Here is a 17,052-nt window from a genome sequence, read left to right on the forward strand (position 1 = left end):
ATGTCTATGGAAACGCAGGACATCATCAAACGGTCCGCAACAAACGCCATCACGCCGCCGCCTCAGGCCCGTGATTACAAAGCTGAGGTCGCAAAGCTGATCGACGTTTCCACCTGCATAGGCTGTAAGGCCTGTCAGGTGGCATGTTCAGAGTGGAATGATATCCGCGATGAAGTCGGCCACTGCGTCGGGGTGTATGACAACCCTGCCGATCTTAGCGCCAAGTCCTGGACGGTGATGCGGTTTACCGAAACCGAACAGAACGGCAAACTCGAGTGGTTGATTCGTAAAGACGGCTGTATGCACTGTGAAGATCCGGGCTGCCTGAAGGCATGCCCGTCTGCCGGGGCTATCATCCAGTACGCCAACGGGATTGTTGATTTTCAGTCAGAGCACTGCATTGGCTGCGGCTACTGTATTGCCGGGTGTCCATTTAATATTCCGCGCCTCAATAAAGAGGATAACCGCGTATATAAATGTACGCTTTGTGTGGACCGCGTCAGCGTCGGGCAGGAGCCTGCCTGCGTGAAGACCTGTCCGACCGGGGCAATCCATTTCGGCACCAAGCAGAAAATGCTGGAAATGGGCGAACAACGTGTGGCAAAACTGAAAGCACGCGGTTATGAACATGCCGGTCTCTACAACCCGGAAGGTGTGGGTGGCACGCACGTGATGTACGTTCTGCATCATGCCAACCAGCCGGAGCTGTATCACGGCCTGCCGAAAGAACCGCAGATCGATACCTCTATCAATCTGTGGAAAGGGGCGCTGAAACCGCTGGCCGCTGCCGGATTTATCGCCACCTTCGCCGGACTGATTTACCACTACATTGGTATCGGTCCGAATAAGGAAGTGGACGACGACGAGGAGGATCATCATGAGTAAGTCGAAAATGATTGTGCGCACGAAGTTTATCGACCGCGCCTGTCACTGGACGGTGGTGATCTGCTTCTTCCTGGTGGCGTTGTCGGGGATTTCGTTTTTCTTCCCGACTCTGCAATGGCTGACGCAGACCTTCGGTACGCCGCAGATGGGGCGCATTTTGCACCCGTTCTTCGGACTGCTGATCTTCGTGGCACTGATGTTCATGTTTGTACGCTTTGTTCACCACAACATCCCGGATAAAAAAGATATCCCGTGGCTGAAAAATATTGTGGAAGTGCTGAAAGGCAATGAACACAAAGTGGCGGACGTGGGTAAGTACAATGCCGGACAGAAAATGATGTTCTGGTCGATCATGAGCATGATTTTCGTGCTGCTGATCACCGGCATCATTATCTGGCGTCCGTACTTTGCGCAGTTTTTCCCGATGCAGGTCGTGCGCTATAGCCTGCTTATCCATGCGGCTGCGGGGATTATCCTGATGCACGCCATCCTCATCCACATGTATATGGCATTCTGGGTGAAAGGATCGATTAAAGGCATGGTCGAAGGGAAAGTGAGCCGTCGCTGGGCGAAGAAACATCACCCGCGCTGGTATCGCGAAGTTGAACGACAAGAAGCGAAAAAAGAGAGCGAGGAAGGGGTTAACTAACTCCTGACGTGCCCTGATCGTAATGGCGCTACACCAGTAGCGCCATTTTTTTGCCAAAAAAATGTCATGTTTCGATAAGCCGGATGACGGGCCTATACGCGCATTTTGCTGATGTAGGCCTGCCATCCGGCAATACGGTTTACTCCAGTTGTGAGTTCAGGCGCTCAATCTCCTCACTCCATTGCGCCTGTAACAGCGGCTTTTGATGTTTCGGCTTGCGGGCAAGATCGTCAGCCAGACGCTGCTCCAGCTCAAGAAGTTGTTCCAGCAATCCATCGCTGTCACCGCTTATTTCGGCTCTCGCATCGACCACCGTTTTGGGAACGGTTATCTCCGAGGATGTTTCCCGAATACGCGCATTGACCGCGTCCAGATCGTGCCATTCACTGAGTTCGCCGTGGTCGATCAACCAAAACCGGTTACAGCTTTGGCTAATAAGCTGACGGTCGTGACTGACCAACAACACGCCGCCGTTATAGCTTTGCAGCGTTTCTGCCAACGCCTCTTTACCTTCCAGATCCAGATGGTTGGTCGGTTCATCGAGCATCAGCAGGCTGTAGCGCGCAAGCGTTAGCCCAACAAACAGCAGCCGGGAGCGCTCGCCGCCGCTTAGGGAACTGATCCGCTGCGCGTGACGAACCCACGGAAAACCCGCGCTAATCAGCGCCATTTTGCGGATATCAGGCTGCGGAGCAAACGGCTCCAGCGCGTCAAATAACGAATCGTTATCTGCGAGTTGGTGCAGCGTCTGGTCGTAATACCCCAACGTAACGCGCGGGTGCAACACCAGTGAAGGTGATGCCAGTTGTGAGTGAAACTGTTGCCAGATAAGCCTTAACAACGATGATTTCCCGCAACCGTTGCGCCCGACAATCGCCACGCGATCGCCGCTTTTTAACCGGAGACCGGCAATGGAAAACAGCGTATCGGCGTCGGGAGCAGGGGCCACGGACAGATTAGTCATCTCCAGCAAACGATCCGCACGCAGGGCATCTCCCTGCAATGTTAGTGTCCACTGACTTCCTGACGTCACTTCAGTCTGTACCTCTTTCAGGCGCTGTACCTGCTTTTCCATCTGCTTGGCCTTGCGGGAAAGATCTTCGTTGTCGTAGACCCGCCCCCAGGTAGCCAGCCGTTTGGCGCTGGCGGTCACCCGGTCTATCTCCTTTTGCTCAGCCTTATGGCGCAGAGCATCGCTGATGTCTCTTTCTGCCAGAGCCTGACGCGCTGCGCTACAGGGCAGATCGAAGGCATGAAGAGTTCGATCGCGCAGGATCCAGGTTCCGTGAGTCACCGCGTCTAACAGCTGCGGGTCGTGGGAAACCACCACAAAACTGCCAGACCAGTTTTGTAAGAACTGTTCCAGCCACAGTAATGTTGGCAGATCCAGGTGGTTACCCGGCTCATCCAGCAGCAGCAGGTCAGGGTTTCGCATCAGCGCCCGCGCCAATAACAGACGCGTGTGTTGGCCGCCGCTCAGCGTGTGTGCTGTCAGAGATAAATTCTCCGGCGTGAACCCCATTTCGGCGAGCAGTGCTTCAACTCGCCACTGCTGACCTGCGCGTTCATGCTCGGGCAGTTGAGCCAGAACGGCTTCCTGCAGCGTGAGCGGCAGTATTTCGTCAGGCAGATGTTGTTCTACACGGGCGAGATGGCAGTGATTTGCCTGCGCGATAACCCCACTGGTCGGCGAAATTGTGGCATCGAGCAGTTTTAACAGCGTGCTTTTGCCGCAGCCGTTGTAACCGATAAGCCCGATGCGGTCGCCTTTTTTCAGGGTAAAGGAAAGATCGTCGAATAGCGTGCCGAATGCCGTATCAACGTGTAAGGATTGTGCGGTTAGTAATGTGCTCATTGTTGCTTACTCAAGAGTTACAGGCGTAAAAACGCCTCGTCAAACATCGCTGACGATAACCCGGTAAGCCCGAGAGAAGGGGATTTAGAAGTTAGCTTCGCTCAAGCAGAAGTTATCGCAGCACGATACCGATAACGCTTGAGCACTGGCGATCGCCAAAAGCATGTGAAACGATAAAACGTTCACAGTACAGCATAAGTATCCTCCTTTTGTTTTTCAGAATGTTAATCGGTAGCGAAAGTGTAATCGTAAGTCACGCAGTCGCGCAAGTTCTGAGCGCCCGGCAGCAACGTGCCGCCGGGCAAACCGTCAGATAGAGGTACGACGGTAGTCGCGGTATTCTGCCTGCCAGAAGTTATCGTCAATCGCCTGTTGCAGCGCTTCGGCGGAGGTTTTCACCGCCACGCCTTGCTGCTGGGCCATTTTACCGACGGCAAACGCGATGGCGCGGGAAACGGTCTGAATATCTTTCAGCTCAGGTAACACCAGTCCTTCGCCGTTGAGCACCAGCGGTGAATACTGCGCCAGTGTTTCACTGGCCGACATCAGCATTTCATCAGTGATACGCGATGCGCCAGAGGCAATTACCCCCAGACCAATACCCGGGAAGATATAGGCGTTGTTACATTGGGCAATGGGATAGATTTTCTCTTTCCACAGTACCGGTGCGAACGGGCTACCGGTCGCAACCAGCGCGTTACCCTCGGTCCAGGCGATAATATCCTGTGGCGTGGCTTCTACGCGGGAAGTCGGGTTAGACAGCGGCATGACGATCGGACGCGGGCAATGCTTATGCATTTCGCGAATGATCTCTTCGGTAAACAGGCCGGTCTGTCCGGAAACACCAATCAGGATGTCCGGCTTAACGTTGCGTACCACATCGAGTAACGACAGCACATCTTCTTGCGTATCCCAGTGCTGCAGATTTTCGCGTTTTTGCACCAGTTTGGTCTGGAAAGAGAGCAGGTTCGGCATCTTATCGGTTAACAGGCCGAAGCGATCGACCATAAACACGCGTTGACGCGCCGCTTCTTCGCTTAAACCTTCACGCTGGATTTGCGCGATGATCTGCTCGGCAATTCCGCAACCGGCGGAACCTGCCCCGAGGAAGACAATGTTCTGTTCGCTTAACTGGCTACCGGCCGCACGGCTGGCCGCAATCAGCGTGCCAACGGTCACCGCAGCGGTACCCTGAATATCGTCGTTAAACGAGCAAATTTCATCGCGATAGCGGGTCAACAGCGGCATGGCGTTTTTCTGTGCGAAGTCTTCAAACTGCAACAGCACGTCCGGCCAGCGATGCTTCACGGCCTGGATGAATTCATCGACAAATTCGTAGTATTCATCATCGGTGATACGCGGATTACGCCAGCCCATATACAGCGGATCGTTGAGCAGTTGCTGGTTGTTTGTTCCGACGTCCAGTACCACCGGCAGGGTGTAGGCCGGGCTGATCCCACCACATGCGGTATACAGCGACAGTTTACCGATTGGAATACCCATCCCGCCGATCCCCTGATCGCCAAGACCCAAAATACGTTCCCCATCGGTGACAACGATGACCTTGATATTGTGGTTAGGAACGTTTTGCAGGATATCGTCCATATTGTGGCGGTTCTGATAAGAGATAAACACGCCGCGCGCGCGACGATAAATCTCGGAGAAACGCTCACAGGCCGCGCCGACCGTTGGGGTATAGATAACTGGCATCATCTCATCAAGGTGATTATGCACCAGCCGGTAAAACAGGGTTTCGTTGGTGTCCTGGATGTTGCGCAGATAAATATGTTTATCGATTTCGGTTTTAAATCCCTGATATTGGATCCAGGCGCGTTCAGCCTGTTCTTCAATCGTCTCGACCACTTCCGGCAGTAACCCCAGCAGGTTGAAGTTACGGCGTTCTTCCGCACTGAAAGCACTCCCTTTATTCAGTAAAGGGAATTCAAGCAGAACCGGGCCAGCGTAGGGGATGTAAAGGGAACGCAGTTTTTTAGTTTCGTTTTCCATGTCACTCACTCTTTTTTGAATAACCGTCCCTGGCACTCTTTATGATCGTATGTGGCCTGTCAGCCAGGGAAACGGCCGAAGTATAAAGCATTGTGAATGGGTTAAGGGGTTTTATAAGCAAAAACACCACTGCGGTTGCAATGGTGTTTATCTCGTTATTCAGTCAGACGTGCGAAAGGCTATTTGCCGTCAGCGCGGCGCTTTCTTCCGGTAGGATTATTGACCACGTTGGTTTTGTCACCTTCGGTCACGACTTTACGTTGATTTGAGATTTTGTGGTCCAGTCCGAGAATATGACGGGCCTGACGGTTCGATTTCATTCTAACTCCTTAATCCTGTTACTGGTTTCAAGGGCGAGTCCGTATGAGAACGGACGAAATACAACCTGATAGAAAGCCGATGTTAAAAATAGCGGCTTTCTGGATGGTCGGTCATTTCAGCTGAAAGGTCAATGCTTAAGCGGCAAATGAGAACTATCCCGTATGTGCCATGCTTTTTCTCAGCCGTCCTATACTTGTAACTCCAACGACAACACAGGAGAGCGGTAATGACTATCCATAAGAAAGGTCAGGCACACTGGGAAGGCGACATTAAGCGCGGTAAAGGTACCGTGTCGACCGAAAGTGGGGTGTTGAATCAGCAACCGTATGGGTTTAATACCCGATTTGAAGGGGCGAAAGGCACCAATCCTGAAGAGTTGATTGGCGCGGCGCATGCAGCCTGCTTCTCAATGGCGCTTTCGCTCATGCTGGGCGAAGCGGGTTTTACCCCAGATGCCATTGATACCACTGCCGATGTTTCTCTGGATAAAGTGGATGCCGGATTTGCTATCACCAAAGTCGCGCTACACAGTCAGGTGAGCGTCCCTGGGATAGATGCCGCCACGTTTGACGGCATCATCCAGAAAGCAAAAGCCGGCTGCCCGGTATCACAGGTACTGAACGCGGAAATCACGCTGGATTATCAGTTAAAATAGTAAAGATGGTGTGCCGGATGCGACGGGGTCTTATCCGGCACCAGATGTCTTTATTGCGCCACCCAGCCGCCATCCATATTCCACGCCACGCCACGCACCTGCGACGCACCGTCTGAGCACAAAAATAGCGCAAGCTGACCCAACTGTTGCGGCGTGACGAATTCGCGCGACGGCTGTTTTTCCGCCAGCAGGGCGTCACGCGCAGCGTCAGGCTCAGCGCCTTCGGCAATACGTTTATCGATTTGCTGCTGGACCAACGGCGTAAGCACCCAACCGGGGCACAGCGCATTGCAGGTGATACCCGTCTGCGCGGTCTCCAGCGCAATGGTTTTGGTTAATCCCACCACGCCGTGCTTCGCCGCCACATAGGCGGATTTCTCTTTTGAGGCCACCAGGCCATGAACAGAAGCGATATTGATGATGCGTCCCCAGTTACGCTTACGCATGCCGGGAAGCGCCAGGCGCGTGGTGTGAAAGACAGAAGAGAGGTTAATGGCGATAATCGCGTTCCATTTATCAACCGGGAAGGTCTCCACCGGTGAAACATGCTGGATCCCGGCATTGTTGACCAGAATATCCACACCGCCAAATTCGCTATCGGCATAGCGCATCATGTCGGCAATTTGCGCTTCATCGCTCAGGTCCGCACCATGATAGCCTGGCGTTTTGCTATATTGTGCAATGGCATCTTTGGCGGCTTCCACATCACCAAATCCGTTAAGGATCAGGGTAGCGCCCGCTTGCGCCAGCACCTGTGCGATGCCTAATCCAATACCGCTGGTAGAGCCGGTAACCAGAGCGGTTTTTCCCGTTAAGTTCATGATGATTCTCCTTAAACAATTCCGGTGGTGTAGAAGACGCCGATAACAAACAGCACGGCCAGACTTTTAATTACGGTAATGGCGAATATCCCGCCGTACGCCTGACGATGGCTAAGACCGGTTATGGCCAGCAGGGTAATGACCGCACCGTTATGTGGCAGGGTATCCATACCACCGCTGGCCATTGACGCCACGCGGTGGAAGACCTCGAGGGGAATATTGGCGGCATGGGCGGCGGCAATAAAAGTGTCAGACATGGCGGCGAGGGCAATACTCATCCCGCCAGACGCCGAACCGGTGATCCCGGCAAGCGTGGTGATGCTGATAGCCTCATTGAGCAGCGGGTCGGGAATGGCTGCCAGCGCTTTTGACAGCACGAGGAAACCTGGCAGGGCAGCGATCACTGCGCCAAAACCGTATTCTGATGCGGTGTTCATGGCCGCGAGGATCGCGCCGCCAACCGCCGTTCGGCTCCCTTCCGCCAGGCGACCTTTAATGTTGCGATAGCCGAAGAGCACCACCAGGAGGATCCCAGAAATCAGCGCCGCTTCTACCGCCCAGATAGCGGTGATTTTACCGACTTCGGTGGTAATCGGTTTGGCAAGGCCCGGAAGTTCCAGTTGATGCGTAGCGCCATACCATTGCGGGATCCAGTGAGTAAACAGCAGGTTAAAAACGCCAACCAGGATCAGCGGAGAGATAGCAATTATCGGGTTCGGCAGGTTAATGTTATCCGGCGTTTCCGGCTCGTTTAACAGTTCAGTGCCGTACCCTTCATTCTTTGCCTGCGCTTTACGACGCTGGCGCTCGAGATAAACCAGACCGACAACGATGATAAACAGAGAGCCGATCAAACCCAGCCAGGGCGCGGCCCAGGCGTTAGTTCCAAAGAAGCTGGTCGGAATAATGTTCTGGATCTGCGGCGTGCCTGGCAGAGCGTCCATGGTGAAGGAAAACGCGCCCAGCGCAACGGTGGCCGGGATCAGGCGCTTCGGAATATTGCTCTGACGGAACAGCTCCGCTGCAAATGGATACACCGCAAATGCCACCACGAACAACGATACGCCGCCGTAGGTCAACAGTGCACACACCAGTACAATCACAGGGATGGCGTGACGACGCCCGAGAATGTTGATGGCGGCGGCAACGATGGAGCGAGAAAAACCCGATAACTCGATTAACTTGCCAAACACAGCGCCCAGTAAGAACACCGGGAAGTAAAGCTTCACAAAACCGACCATTTTTTCCATAAACAGGCCGGTGAAGGCAGGGCCGACGGCGCTGGGTTCGGTGAGCAATACAGCACCTAATGCCGCGATGGGGGCAAACAGGATGACGCTATATCCGCGATAGGCTGCCAGCATCAGCAGGCCCAACGCTGCCAGGGCGATTAATACACTCATCATGACTCCTCAATATCATTGTTATAGTGGGGGTACAGAAAGAGAAGTTACGGTTTCAGGGCAAAGCGCAGCTGATGCTCTCTGCGTTGCTGGATATATTTCTTGCGCGAATCATCCCAGCGATAAAATCCCTGACCGCTGCGCAAACCGGTATCACCGTTAGCCACCTTGTCAGCGACCAGAGACATCATGTCGCTCCCGGTTGCCAGCTCCGGTAGCAGATGCCGACAAATGTCCTGTACCGTAGAAAGTCCGGTCATATCCGCCGCCTCCAGCGGACCGACCATCGCATAGCGGCGACCGAGCGAGGCGCGCATTACCTGATCCACCACCTCTGCGCTGGCGATCCCGCTTTTTACGATATGCAACGCTTCACGCAGCAGAGCGAACTGCAGGCGATTACCGACAAACCCCGGCGCGGCGCGGTCGAGCACAACGGCTTCCAGCTGCATCGAAAGCAGCAGCTGTTGCAGTTCCTGCAGATATTCCGGCTTCGTGGCCGTGCCGGGTACAATCTCAACCAGTGGAATAAAATGCGGCGGGTGCCAGAAATGGGCGATTAACAACCGCTCAGGATGGGCGAGCTTCTCTGCCAGCGCATCCGGCGGCAGGCCGCTGGTGTTACTGGCAATGACGGCCTCAGGCGCGATCAGTGCTTCCAGTTGTGCATACAACGCGTGCTTGAGTTCGAGTCGCTCCGGGATGGCTTCGATCAGTAACCCGCACGCGGCAATATCGTGCAGCGAGGTAGTACCATGCAGACGACTCACAGCCTGTGCTTTGTCGTTTTTAGGAAACTGTTCGGTGGTAATCAGTTCATCCAGAATACCGCTGGCAACTGCGCCAATGTCTGCAATACGGTTGCTATCGGTGTCGTACAGCCAGACATCGTGACCATAACGGACGAAGTGGGTGGCAATACCGACACCCATTAACCCCGCGCCCAGTACGCAGATATGCTTACTTTTCATGAGATACCTCCTGCGGGCGCTCAACCGCCAGCGCCACCCCCTGACCGCCGCCTACGCACAGCGTAGCCAACCCTTTGGCGGCGTTACGGCGGGCCATTTCGTGCAGCAAAGTCACCAGAATTCGGCAACCTGACGCGCCAATGGGATGGCCCAGCGCAATCGCGCCGCCGTTTACGTTCACCCGATTGCTGTCCCAGTTCAGGGATTCGCCAACCGCCAGCGCTTGCGCGGCAAAGGCTTCGTTGGCTTCAATGAGATCGACATCATTCAACGTCCAGCCAGCTCGCTTCAGGCACTGAAGTGATGCCTCTACCGGCCCAATGCCCATAATCGCAGGGTCGACGCCGGAGACGGCGTAGCCCGCTACTCTGGCAAGAACCGGCAGATTAAGTTCTGCTGCTTTGGCGGCGCTCATCAACATCACCGCGGCGGCGCCATCGTTGATTGAAGAGGCATTCCCGGCGGTCACCGTGCCGTTACCAGGGCGAAACGCTGGTTTGAGCTGCGCCAGCTTTTCAGCCTGCGTATCCGGACGAGGCTGTTCGTCACGATCCACGACACGCGGCGGTTTTTTGCCCTGCGGGACGCTGACTGGCGTGATTTCCGCGCTAAAACGACCGGCTTCAATGGCGGCGGCTGCTTTTTGCTGTGAGCGCAGGGCAAAGGCGTCCTGCTGCTCGCGACCGATCACGAACTTATCCGCCAGATTTTCCGCGGTAATCCCCATGTGATAGTCGTTAAACGCATCCCACAGACCGTCATGCACCACGCTGTCTTTCATGCTGGCATGACCGAGCCGCAGTCCCGCCCGGGCGCCGTCGAGGAAATAGGGCGCATTGCTCATGCTCTCCTGCCCACCGGCAATCACAATTTGCGCATCGCCGCAGCGAATCGCCTGGACCGCCTGATGCACCGCCTTCATGCCCGAGCCGCACACCAGATTCAGGGTTAACGCGGGCGTGGTGACCGGCAGTCCTGCGCGTAACGCTGTTTGCCTGGCAGGGTTCTGCCCGCAGCCTGCCGTCAGAACCTGGCCGAAGATCACTTCATCAATTTGCTCAGGTGCCACGGCGGTTTTTTCAAGCAGCGCACGGATCACCACTGAACCTAGTTCAACCGCGGAAAGCGGCGCCAGCGCGCCATGAAAACTGCCAATTGGGGTGCGCGTTGCCGCGACAATAACAACATCCTGCATGGTCAGCTCCTCAGCTAAAGTGCATTTCGGGGACATTTTCGGGAACGATCAGCTTGCCGGCGGTTCTGGCGACAATCTCATCGACGCTGATGCCCGGCGCTCGCTCGCGCAGAATGAACGCCCCGTCGGCAATCTCCAGCAGCGCCAGATCGGTAAGCACACGTTTAATACAGGCCACGCCGGTCAGCGGCAGGGTGCAGGCGGGAAGCAGTTTCGACTCGCCGCTTTTAGAGGCATGCGTCATCACCACGATGATGTTGTCGGCTCCGGCAACCAAATCCATCGCGCCGCCCATGCCTTTCACCATTTTTCCGGGGATCATCCATGAGGCGATATTGCCGTTAACATCCACTTCAAACGCGCCGAGCACCGTCAGGTCGACGTGACCGCCGCGGATCATGGCGAAGGATTGCGCCGAGTCGAAGATTGCCGCGCCTTTGCGCGCCGTCACGGTCTGTTTCCCGGCGTTGATCATGTCAGCATCAATTTCGTCTTCCGTGGGAAACGGGCCCATACCCAGCAAACCGTTTTCCGATTGCAGCATTACGTCCATGCCTTCAGGAATGTAGTTCGCCACCAGAGTAGGAATACCAATCCCGAGGTTGACGTAATAACCGTCTCGCAGTTCGCGGGCGACACGCATCGCCATTTGTTCACGCGTTAACATGGTCAGGCTCCTTTCTGGCGCAGGGTGCGTTGTTCAATACGTTTTTCAAACTGCCCCTGGATAATGCGGTTAACGTAAATTCCGGGGGTGTGAATTGCGGCGGGGTCCAGCTCTCCGGGAGGGACAATTTCTTCAACTTCCACGACGGTAATACGCCCAGCGGCGGCCATCAGCGGATTAAAATTCTGTGCGGTGTGGCGATAAATAACGTTGCCGTACCAGTCGGCTTTCCAGCCTTTAACCAACGCAAAATCACCGGTTATCGCCTGCTCTAAGATGTAAGGGCGTCCGGCAAACTCGCGAACTTCTTTCCCTTGCGCGACCGGGGTTCCGTATCCGGTCGCGGTAAAGAATGCCGGGATCCCCGCGCCGCCCGCGCGCAGCTGCTCAGCCAGCGTGCCTTGCGGCGTCAGGATAGCTTCCAGTTCACCGCTGAGAACCTGCTGCTCAAACAGGGCGTTTTCACCTACATAAGATGCGACCACTTTGCGTACCTGGCGCGTTTCCAGCAAAACGCCAAGGCCAAAACCATCCACGCCGCAGTTGTTTGACACAACCGTAAGCCCCTGAACCTCCCGACGGCGTACTTCGGCAATCAGGTTCTCAGGGATCCCACATAAGCCAAAACCGCCCGCCAGCAGCGTCATGTTATCGGTCAGTCCTTCCAGCGCCTCTTGATAGGTGGCAACCCGTTTATCCAGTCCAGCCATATACTTGCCCCTCCTGTTGTCCTTGCCGACATCATTGGGGGTGAAAAATGATTTGTTAATTTTAAATTTGTGACTCACTCATTGGGTTTTTTTATCAATTTAATGTTAATTAAAGGTATTCAACAAGTTAAAGGAATGCGAAATGGGAATGAGCATCAAACAGTTACGCGCGTTTTTAGCGGTAGCTCACACTCTGAATTTTGCTCATGCCAGTGAAAGACTGAATATGTCGCAACCCGCTTTAAGCCTGGCGATTAAAGGACTGGAGGATTCACTGGGCGGGGCGTTACTGTTGAGAACCACCCGCAAAGTGACCCTGACGCAGGAGGGAGAAACGCTGCTCAACATGGGGCGACAGCTGCTGGCGGACTGGGAGAATACGGAAGAGGCAATGCGCCAACGCTTTACGCTGCAGCGCGGGAAAATTTCTATTGCCGCCATGCCCTCATTCGCCGCTAACGTCCTGCCATCGGTACTGAAAACGTTTCGTGATTCCTACTCCGGGATCAACGTAACGGTACATGACGTGATTAACGAACAAGTGATTGAGATGGTCAGTGAAGGGCGGGTGGAGATGGGCATTGCCTTTGAGCCGGACTCTTCAGGGCATCTGCATTTCACCCCGCTCGGCGTGGATCGTTTTATCGCGATTGTTCCGCCGACATGCAAACTGGCGGGCCGGGATCGTATTGCGTGGCGCGAATTGCTGACGCTGGATTTTATCACCCTGCAACGTCCTTCCGCCGTGCGCCTGATGCTGGAAGAACAGCTGGTGCAAAGTGGGCATACGCTGGAAGTGGCGCTGGAGAGCCATCAATTGGTGACGGTTGGTCGCCTGGTGGCGAGCGGACTGGGCGGCAGCGCTGTGCCCGCATTGTGCCGTACGCAAATGACAGAGCTGGGCGCAACCTGTATCGATCTGGATACGCCGGTGATCCAGCGTCGGATCGGCGTTTTGCGTTCGGCGCATCATAAGTTATCTACCGCTTCTGAAGTGCTGGTGGATTCACTGAAAAAGGCGTATTGCACCTGACTCTCACGCAATACGCCAACCGCTCAGCTCATGCAACCGCCCGCCAGCAGCGAACTTCACCACCGCTATCACTTTTCAGCAATGCCTGTTTCTTCTCACAGCCGCTGGTCGCCAGTGGGCATCTGTCACGGAAAAAACAACCCTGGGGCAGCGTTCGGTTCCCCGGTAGTTCGGTTTTCCGTAACACCAAATCCTCCGCCAGCGGTGCTCCCGTTTTAGGGACCGAATCCAGCAATAATCGCGTGTAGGGATGGGCGGGCTGCGTGAGTACCTGCTGCGCATCGCCCAGCTCAACAATTTGCCCGAGGTACATCACCGCCACGCGGTCGCTCATATGGCGGACCACCGACACGTTGTGCGAGATCAGCACGTAGGTCAGGTTTCTGCGCGCCTGCAATGACACCAGCAGATTGAGAATTTGCGCCTGCACGGAGATATCCAGCGCCGAAGTAGGTTCATCAAGCACAATCACGTCCGGCTCTGATGACAACGCCCGGGCGATGGCAATACGCTGGCGCTGTCCACCGGAAAACGCATGCGGCAGGCGGTCGAGATATTCAGGACGAATTCCCACTTGTCGCGCCAAATCTTCAGCAAGCATACGGCGCTCACGTTCTGCAGGACGTTTTTGGATCCACACCGGTTCGGTGATAATCCGCCATACCGGTAAGCGCGGATCCAGCGATGAAAGGGGATCCTGAAAGACCATTTGCATACCGGTATGCTGCTTGTCACCACGGCGCGCATAGTTGCCCTGACTGGGTTTCAGCATCCCCATCAGCAGTTGCGCCAGCGTACTTTTTCCACAACCGGACTCGCCAACAATCCCCAGCGTTTCCCCCTGACGGATCTGTAAATCCAGACCATTGAGGGCATGCACCCGTTCCGTTACCTTGCCGAGCCAGTTTTTACGCGCAGGGAAGTTGACATGAACATTCTGCAGCGCCAGTAAAAAATCAGACATGTGTTGTCTCCAGTTGCGGATACCAGCAGGCAGATTGTTGATCCCCGCCTCCCTGACTGCGTAACGCAGGTGTTTCTTCACAACGGGGGCCAGCGGCAAAGCAGCGCTCGCGAAACGCGCATCCCGTCGGTAAGCAGGTTAAGTTCGGCACGGTGCCGGGAATGGCGGGCAGCAATGCGCGCGGCTCGCCGTGTTCCGGCGCGCATTTCAGCAGACCAATGGAATAGGGATGCGTCGGGCGTTGAATAACGGTTTGCGTTGGGCCACTCTCAATTACGCTTCCGGCATACATGACGTACAACCGGTCGCATAACTGTGAAACCACTGCCATATCATGGCTGATAAATAACACGGCTGTCCCGCTGGCTCGCGCTTTTAACTTCAGCAAACGCAGCACCTGCAGTTGCACCGTGACGTCCAGAGCGGTGGTCGGTTCATCGGCAATGATAAGCTCCGGTTCACACGAAAAGGCCAGCGCTATCATTACGCGCTGGCGCATCCCGCCGGAAAGCTCAAACGGGAAACGCTTCATGACTTCCGCCGCGTCCGGGATTTGCATCTCCTGGAGTAAAGCGATGGCTTTCTGACGGGCATCCGTGCGGCTTAACGCCTGATGATGGCGGATAACCTCCACCATTTGCTGACCGATGCGTCGGGTCGGATTCAGCGCCGTCATGGGTTCCTGAAAGATCATCGCTACGCGTGCGCCGCGCCATTGGCGCATTTGCTTCTCGCTGGCATTGAGCACATCTTCCCCCAGCAGCGAAACGCGTCCCTGGTGGATATGATAACTGCCTTCCGGCAGAAGACGCATGGTGAGCATGGCCGTCACGGACTTACCGGAACCGGACTCACCAACCACGCCAACGATTTCTCCGCGGTTGATATGCAGCGATACATGGTTAAGCGCATGCACGTCAGCTTTATAGCCGGGAAAACTCAAATGCAAATCTTCGATTTCCAGCACGGGTTGTGTCATGACTGTTTTCCTCCGGCTTTCGGGTCAAGCAGATCGCGAATACCATCGCCAAAGAGATTAAAGCCCACGGCGGTAATCAGAATGGCGGCGCCGGGGAAAGCGCAATACCACCACTGATCAAGCACATAGTTACGGCCTATTGCGACCATCGCTCCCCATTCAGCGCTGGGTTGCTGTGCGCCCAGACCGATAAATCCGAGCGTGGCGGCCATCAGGATCGCACTGCCGATATCCAGCGACGCTTGCACAATTAGCGGGGGCAGAGAGTTACGTAAAATGTGCCAGCTAATCAGATGCCAGCGTGATGCGCCGTAGGTCCGCGCCGCCTGCACATAGGTAAACTGGCGCACTACTAACGTTTGACCGCGTGCGAGGCGCACATAAAACGGAATACGTACGATAGCAATCGCCAGCATGGCGTTAAACAGGCTTGGACCCAACGCGGCGGCCAGCGCCATCGTCAGCACCAGCGAGGGAATGGACAGCATAATGTCCATTATTCGCATAATAATTGCATCGGCGCGTCCGCCCATTACGCCAGACAAACAGCCCAGCAGCGAACCCAATCCCCCGGCGATACCCACCACGACCAGCCCCGCAACGACCGATTGTTGGCTACCCACCAGAACGCGGCTGAACAGATCGCGGCCGACTTCATCGGTACCAAACCAGTGAGCGGCTGACGGGGGCAGCAGGCGTGCACTCAAATTGATGGCATTAGGGTCGTGAGGGGTTATCCACGGCGACAGCACCATCAGCAGCAGTATCACTACAATGATGACCCCGCCAACCAGCGTCAGCGGGCTGCTTTTCATCATCCAGAACAGTTTAGCCCAGTCCGTGCGACGGCGTGCTGTCTGAGGCGCGGCTGGCGTTTCTTGTGTGAGCATCATTGTGCGTCTCCGCGTCCAATTCGTGGATCGATCCACAAGTAGAGTAAATCCACCACCAGGTTAACCAGCACATAGGCGAAAGAGACCACCACGGCAAATCCCATTACCGCCGGGAAGTCGAGCGCCTGAATCGACGTCACCACCCAGGCACCCATTCCCGGCCAGGCGAAGACCGTTTCAGTCAGCACCGCACCGTAGAGCAGATCGCCCAATGCCAGGCCGAGAACGGTTATCGAGGGGATAAGCGCATTTGGCAACGCGTAACACAACACGATGTACCAGCCCGGCAACCCGCTGGCGCGAGCGGTGCGAATGTAATCTTCACTCAGTTGCTCCAGCATGGCGGAGCGAATCTGACGGGCAACGATCCCCAGGTGCACAAAGGCCAGCGTCAGTGATGGCAGGATCAGATGCTGAAGCGCATTGAAAAAGACTTCGCCATTGCCTTCCAGCAGTGCATCAATCAGATAGAACCCGGTGACGTGAGTTGGCGGATCCAGCCAGTCGTCTAAACGTCCACCGCCGGGTAAAATTTGCAGATGACCATAAAACAGCACGATAACCCCCAGCCCCAGCCAGAATGCTGGCGTGGAGATACCGGTGATTGCCATCAGACGGACGAGGTGATCTAGCCAGCGGTTGCGCCAGACCGCAGATAAAATGCCCAAAGGAATACCGATAACCAGCGCCAGCAACAAGGAGCAGAAAGCCAGCTCAAGGGTGGCGGGGAAGAAGATGCGCAGCTCATCCAGCACCGGACGTCCGGTGCGAATAGAGGTGCCTAAATCGCCGTGAAAAATGTCGCTGACATAGCGAAAAAACTGGACATACAGCGGCTGGTTCAGCCCCAACTGTTGGCGAATATTTTCGACAATTTCATCACTGGCGCGATCGCCTGCCAATAGCCGCGCGGGGTCGCCAGGTATCAGGTGCGAAATAATAAAAGTGATTACGCAAACACCGATAACCACCAGAATAAGTCCCCAGCATCGCTGGCGTAAAATGCTCCAGAACGTCATTAGCTTCCCCTTGCGGAGCCAGAGC

Annotated in this window: 17 protein-coding genes; 4 read left to right on the forward strand and 13 right to left on the reverse strand. The window is 55.3% G+C overall.

What is annotated here, in order from left to right:
* A complete protein-coding gene (gene fdnH / locus HV334_RS12475) occupies positions 1–885 on the forward strand; it encodes a formate dehydrogenase N subunit beta (protein ID WP_181220427.1) in 885 nt (294 codons plus the stop codon).
* Positions 878–1,534 carry a formate dehydrogenase-N subunit gamma gene (gene fdnI, locus HV334_RS12480; RefSeq protein ID WP_016153106.1) on the forward strand — a complete coding sequence of 219 codons (657 nt, stop codon included), beginning with the start codon at positions 878–880 and terminating at the stop codon, positions 1,532–1,534. Before fdnH ends, fdnI begins: the two co-directional genes overlap by 8 nt.
* A gap of 139 nt (positions 1,535–1,673) precedes the next feature.
* Here fdnI and HV334_RS12485 read toward each other — a convergent pair whose 3' ends face one another.
* The 3 genes from HV334_RS12485 to sra form a co-directional block, all read right to left on the reverse strand.
* Entirely contained in the window at positions 1,674–3,389 is a 1,716-nt protein-coding gene (locus HV334_RS12485; RefSeq protein ID WP_181220428.1) for an ABC-F family ATP-binding cassette domain-containing protein, read from the reverse strand.
* A gap of 309 nt (positions 3,390–3,698) precedes the next feature.
* The gene (gene maeA, locus HV334_RS12490; RefSeq protein ID WP_016153104.1) at positions 3,699–5,396 is read right to left on the reverse strand and encodes a malate dehydrogenase; all 1,698 of its coding nucleotides are present in this window, start codon (positions 5,394–5,396) and stop codon (positions 3,699–3,701) included.
* Between the two features lie 179 nt (positions 5,397–5,575).
* Positions 5,576–5,716, reverse strand: a complete 141-nt coding sequence (gene sra, locus HV334_RS12495) for a stationary-phase-induced ribosome-associated protein (RefSeq protein WP_006684530.1) — start codon at positions 5,714–5,716, stop codon at positions 5,576–5,578.
* Between the two features lie 227 nt (positions 5,717–5,943).
* Between sra and HV334_RS12500 the strand changes: the two genes are divergently transcribed.
* Complete coding sequence (locus tag HV334_RS12500; RefSeq protein ID WP_181220429.1) at positions 5,944–6,372, forward strand: OsmC family protein; 429 nt, start codon at positions 5,944–5,946, stop codon at positions 6,370–6,372.
* Positions 6,373–6,422: 50 nt separating this feature from the next.
* Here the strand turns inward: HV334_RS12500 and HV334_RS12505 are convergent, their stop codons facing one another.
* The 6 genes from HV334_RS12505 to HV334_RS12530 are packed head-to-tail and all read right to left on the reverse strand — an operon-like array spanning position 6,423 to position 12,139.
* Complete coding sequence (locus HV334_RS12505) at positions 6,423–7,193, reverse strand: 3-hydroxybutyrate dehydrogenase (protein ID WP_181220430.1); 771 nt, start codon at positions 7,191–7,193, stop codon at positions 6,423–6,425.
* Between the two features lie 11 nt (positions 7,194–7,204).
* Positions 7,205–8,599, reverse strand: a complete 1,395-nt coding sequence (locus HV334_RS12510; protein WP_196615732.1) for a GntP family permease — start codon at positions 8,597–8,599, stop codon at positions 7,205–7,207.
* A gap of 44 nt (positions 8,600–8,643) precedes the next feature.
* The gene (locus HV334_RS12515) at positions 8,644–9,567 is read right to left on the reverse strand and encodes a 3-hydroxyacyl-CoA dehydrogenase family protein (RefSeq protein ID WP_181220431.1); all 924 of its coding nucleotides are present in this window, start codon (positions 9,565–9,567) and stop codon (positions 8,644–8,646) included.
* Positions 9,557–10,762, reverse strand: a complete 1,206-nt coding sequence (locus tag HV334_RS12520) for an acetyl-CoA C-acetyltransferase (protein ID WP_016156539.1) — start codon at positions 10,760–10,762, stop codon at positions 9,557–9,559. Before HV334_RS12520 ends, HV334_RS12515 begins: the two co-directional genes overlap by 11 nt.
* Positions 10,763–10,772: 10 nt before the next feature.
* A complete protein-coding gene (locus tag HV334_RS12525; protein ID WP_016153097.1) occupies positions 10,773–11,429 on the reverse strand; it encodes a CoA transferase subunit B in 657 nt (218 codons plus the stop codon).
* Positions 11,430–11,431: 2 nt separating this feature from the next.
* Complete coding sequence (locus HV334_RS12530; protein ID WP_016153096.1) at positions 11,432–12,139, reverse strand: CoA transferase subunit A; 708 nt, start codon at positions 12,137–12,139, stop codon at positions 11,432–11,434.
* A gap of 142 nt (positions 12,140–12,281) precedes the next feature.
* Here HV334_RS12530 and HV334_RS12535 point away from each other — a divergent pair, with 142 nt between their 5' ends.
* A complete protein-coding gene (locus HV334_RS12535; RefSeq protein WP_016153095.1) occupies positions 12,282–13,172 on the forward strand; it encodes a LysR family transcriptional regulator in 891 nt (296 codons plus the stop codon).
* 28 nt (positions 13,173–13,200) lie between these two features.
* On the opposite strand, the gene HV334_RS12540 is transcribed toward HV334_RS12535, so the two are convergent.
* From HV334_RS12540 to HV334_RS12555, 4 genes are read right to left on the reverse strand one after another with little or no spacing between them, the layout of a single operon-like run.
* Positions 13,201–14,136 (reverse strand): ABC transporter ATP-binding protein, encoded by a 936-nt coding sequence (locus HV334_RS12540; RefSeq protein WP_016156538.1) that lies wholly within the window; start codon positions 14,134–14,136, stop codon positions 13,201–13,203.
* Positions 14,129–15,115 (reverse strand): ABC transporter ATP-binding protein, encoded by a 987-nt coding sequence (locus tag HV334_RS12545; RefSeq protein ID WP_016156537.1) that lies wholly within the window; start codon positions 15,113–15,115, stop codon positions 14,129–14,131. The genes HV334_RS12540 and HV334_RS12545 overlap by 8 nt, the downstream gene beginning before the upstream one ends.
* Positions 15,112–16,008: a D,D-dipeptide ABC transporter permease gene (gene ddpC / locus HV334_RS12550; RefSeq protein WP_075848214.1), complete on the reverse strand. Its 897-nt coding sequence runs from the start codon at positions 16,006–16,008 to the stop codon at positions 15,112–15,114. The genes HV334_RS12545 and ddpC overlap by 4 nt, the downstream gene beginning before the upstream one ends.
* A complete protein-coding gene (locus HV334_RS12555) occupies positions 16,005–17,027 on the reverse strand; it encodes an ABC transporter permease (RefSeq protein ID WP_016153091.1) in 1,023 nt (340 codons plus the stop codon). The genes ddpC and HV334_RS12555 overlap by 4 nt, the downstream gene beginning before the upstream one ends.
* Positions 17,028–17,052 lie beyond the last annotated feature (25 nt).

The organism is Citrobacter sp. RHBSTW-00944 (assembly GCF_013615435.1).
Taxonomy (GTDB): Bacteria; Pseudomonadota; Gammaproteobacteria; order Enterobacterales; family Enterobacteriaceae; genus Citrobacter; species Citrobacter braakii.

Coding starts and splice junctions, on each gene's coding strand:
- fdnH (WP_181220427.1), top strand. CDS start 1: ATGTCTATGGAAACGCAGGACATCATCAAACGGTCCGCAACAAACGCC.
- fdnI (WP_016153106.1), top strand. CDS start 878: ATGAGTAAGTCGAAAATGATTGTGCGCACGAAGTTTATCGACCGCGCC.
- HV334_RS12485 (WP_181220428.1), bottom strand. CDS start 3,389: ATGAGCACATTACTAACCGCACAATCCTTACACGTTGATACGGCATTC.
- maeA (WP_016153104.1), bottom strand. CDS start 5,396: ATGGAAAACGAAACTAAAAAACTGCGTTCCCTTTACATCCCCTACGCT.
- sra (WP_006684530.1), bottom strand. CDS start 5,716: ATGAAATCGAACCGTCAGGCCCGTCATATTCTCGGACTGGACCACAAA.
- HV334_RS12500 (WP_181220429.1), top strand. CDS start 5,944: ATGACTATCCATAAGAAAGGTCAGGCACACTGGGAAGGCGACATTAAG.
- HV334_RS12505 (WP_181220430.1), bottom strand. CDS start 7,193: ATGAACTTAACGGGAAAAACCGCTCTGGTTACCGGCTCTACCAGCGGT.
- HV334_RS12510 (WP_196615732.1), bottom strand. CDS start 8,599: ATGATGAGTGTATTAATCGCCCTGGCAGCGTTGGGCCTGCTGATGCTG.
- HV334_RS12515 (WP_181220431.1), bottom strand. CDS start 9,567: ATGAAAAGTAAGCATATCTGCGTACTGGGCGCGGGGTTAATGGGTGTC.
- HV334_RS12520 (WP_016156539.1), bottom strand. CDS start 10,762: ATGCAGGATGTTGTTATTGTCGCGGCAACGCGCACCCCAATTGGCAGT.
- HV334_RS12525 (WP_016153097.1), bottom strand. CDS start 11,429: ATGTTAACGCGTGAACAAATGGCGATGCGTGTCGCCCGCGAACTGCGA.
- HV334_RS12530 (WP_016153096.1), bottom strand. CDS start 12,139: ATGGCTGGACTGGATAAACGGGTTGCCACCTATCAAGAGGCGCTGGAA.
- HV334_RS12535 (WP_016153095.1), top strand. CDS start 12,282: ATGGGAATGAGCATCAAACAGTTACGCGCGTTTTTAGCGGTAGCTCAC.
- HV334_RS12540 (WP_016156538.1), bottom strand. CDS start 14,136: ATGTCTGATTTTTTACTGGCGCTGCAGAATGTTCATGTCAACTTCCCT.
- HV334_RS12545 (WP_016156537.1), bottom strand. CDS start 15,115: ATGACACAACCCGTGCTGGAAATCGAAGATTTGCATTTGAGTTTTCCC.
- ddpC (WP_075848214.1), bottom strand. CDS start 16,008: ATGATGCTCACACAAGAAACGCCAGCCGCGCCTCAGACAGCACGCCGT.
- HV334_RS12555 (WP_016153091.1), bottom strand. CDS start 17,027: ATGACGTTCTGGAGCATTTTACGCCAGCGATGCTGGGGACTTATTCTG.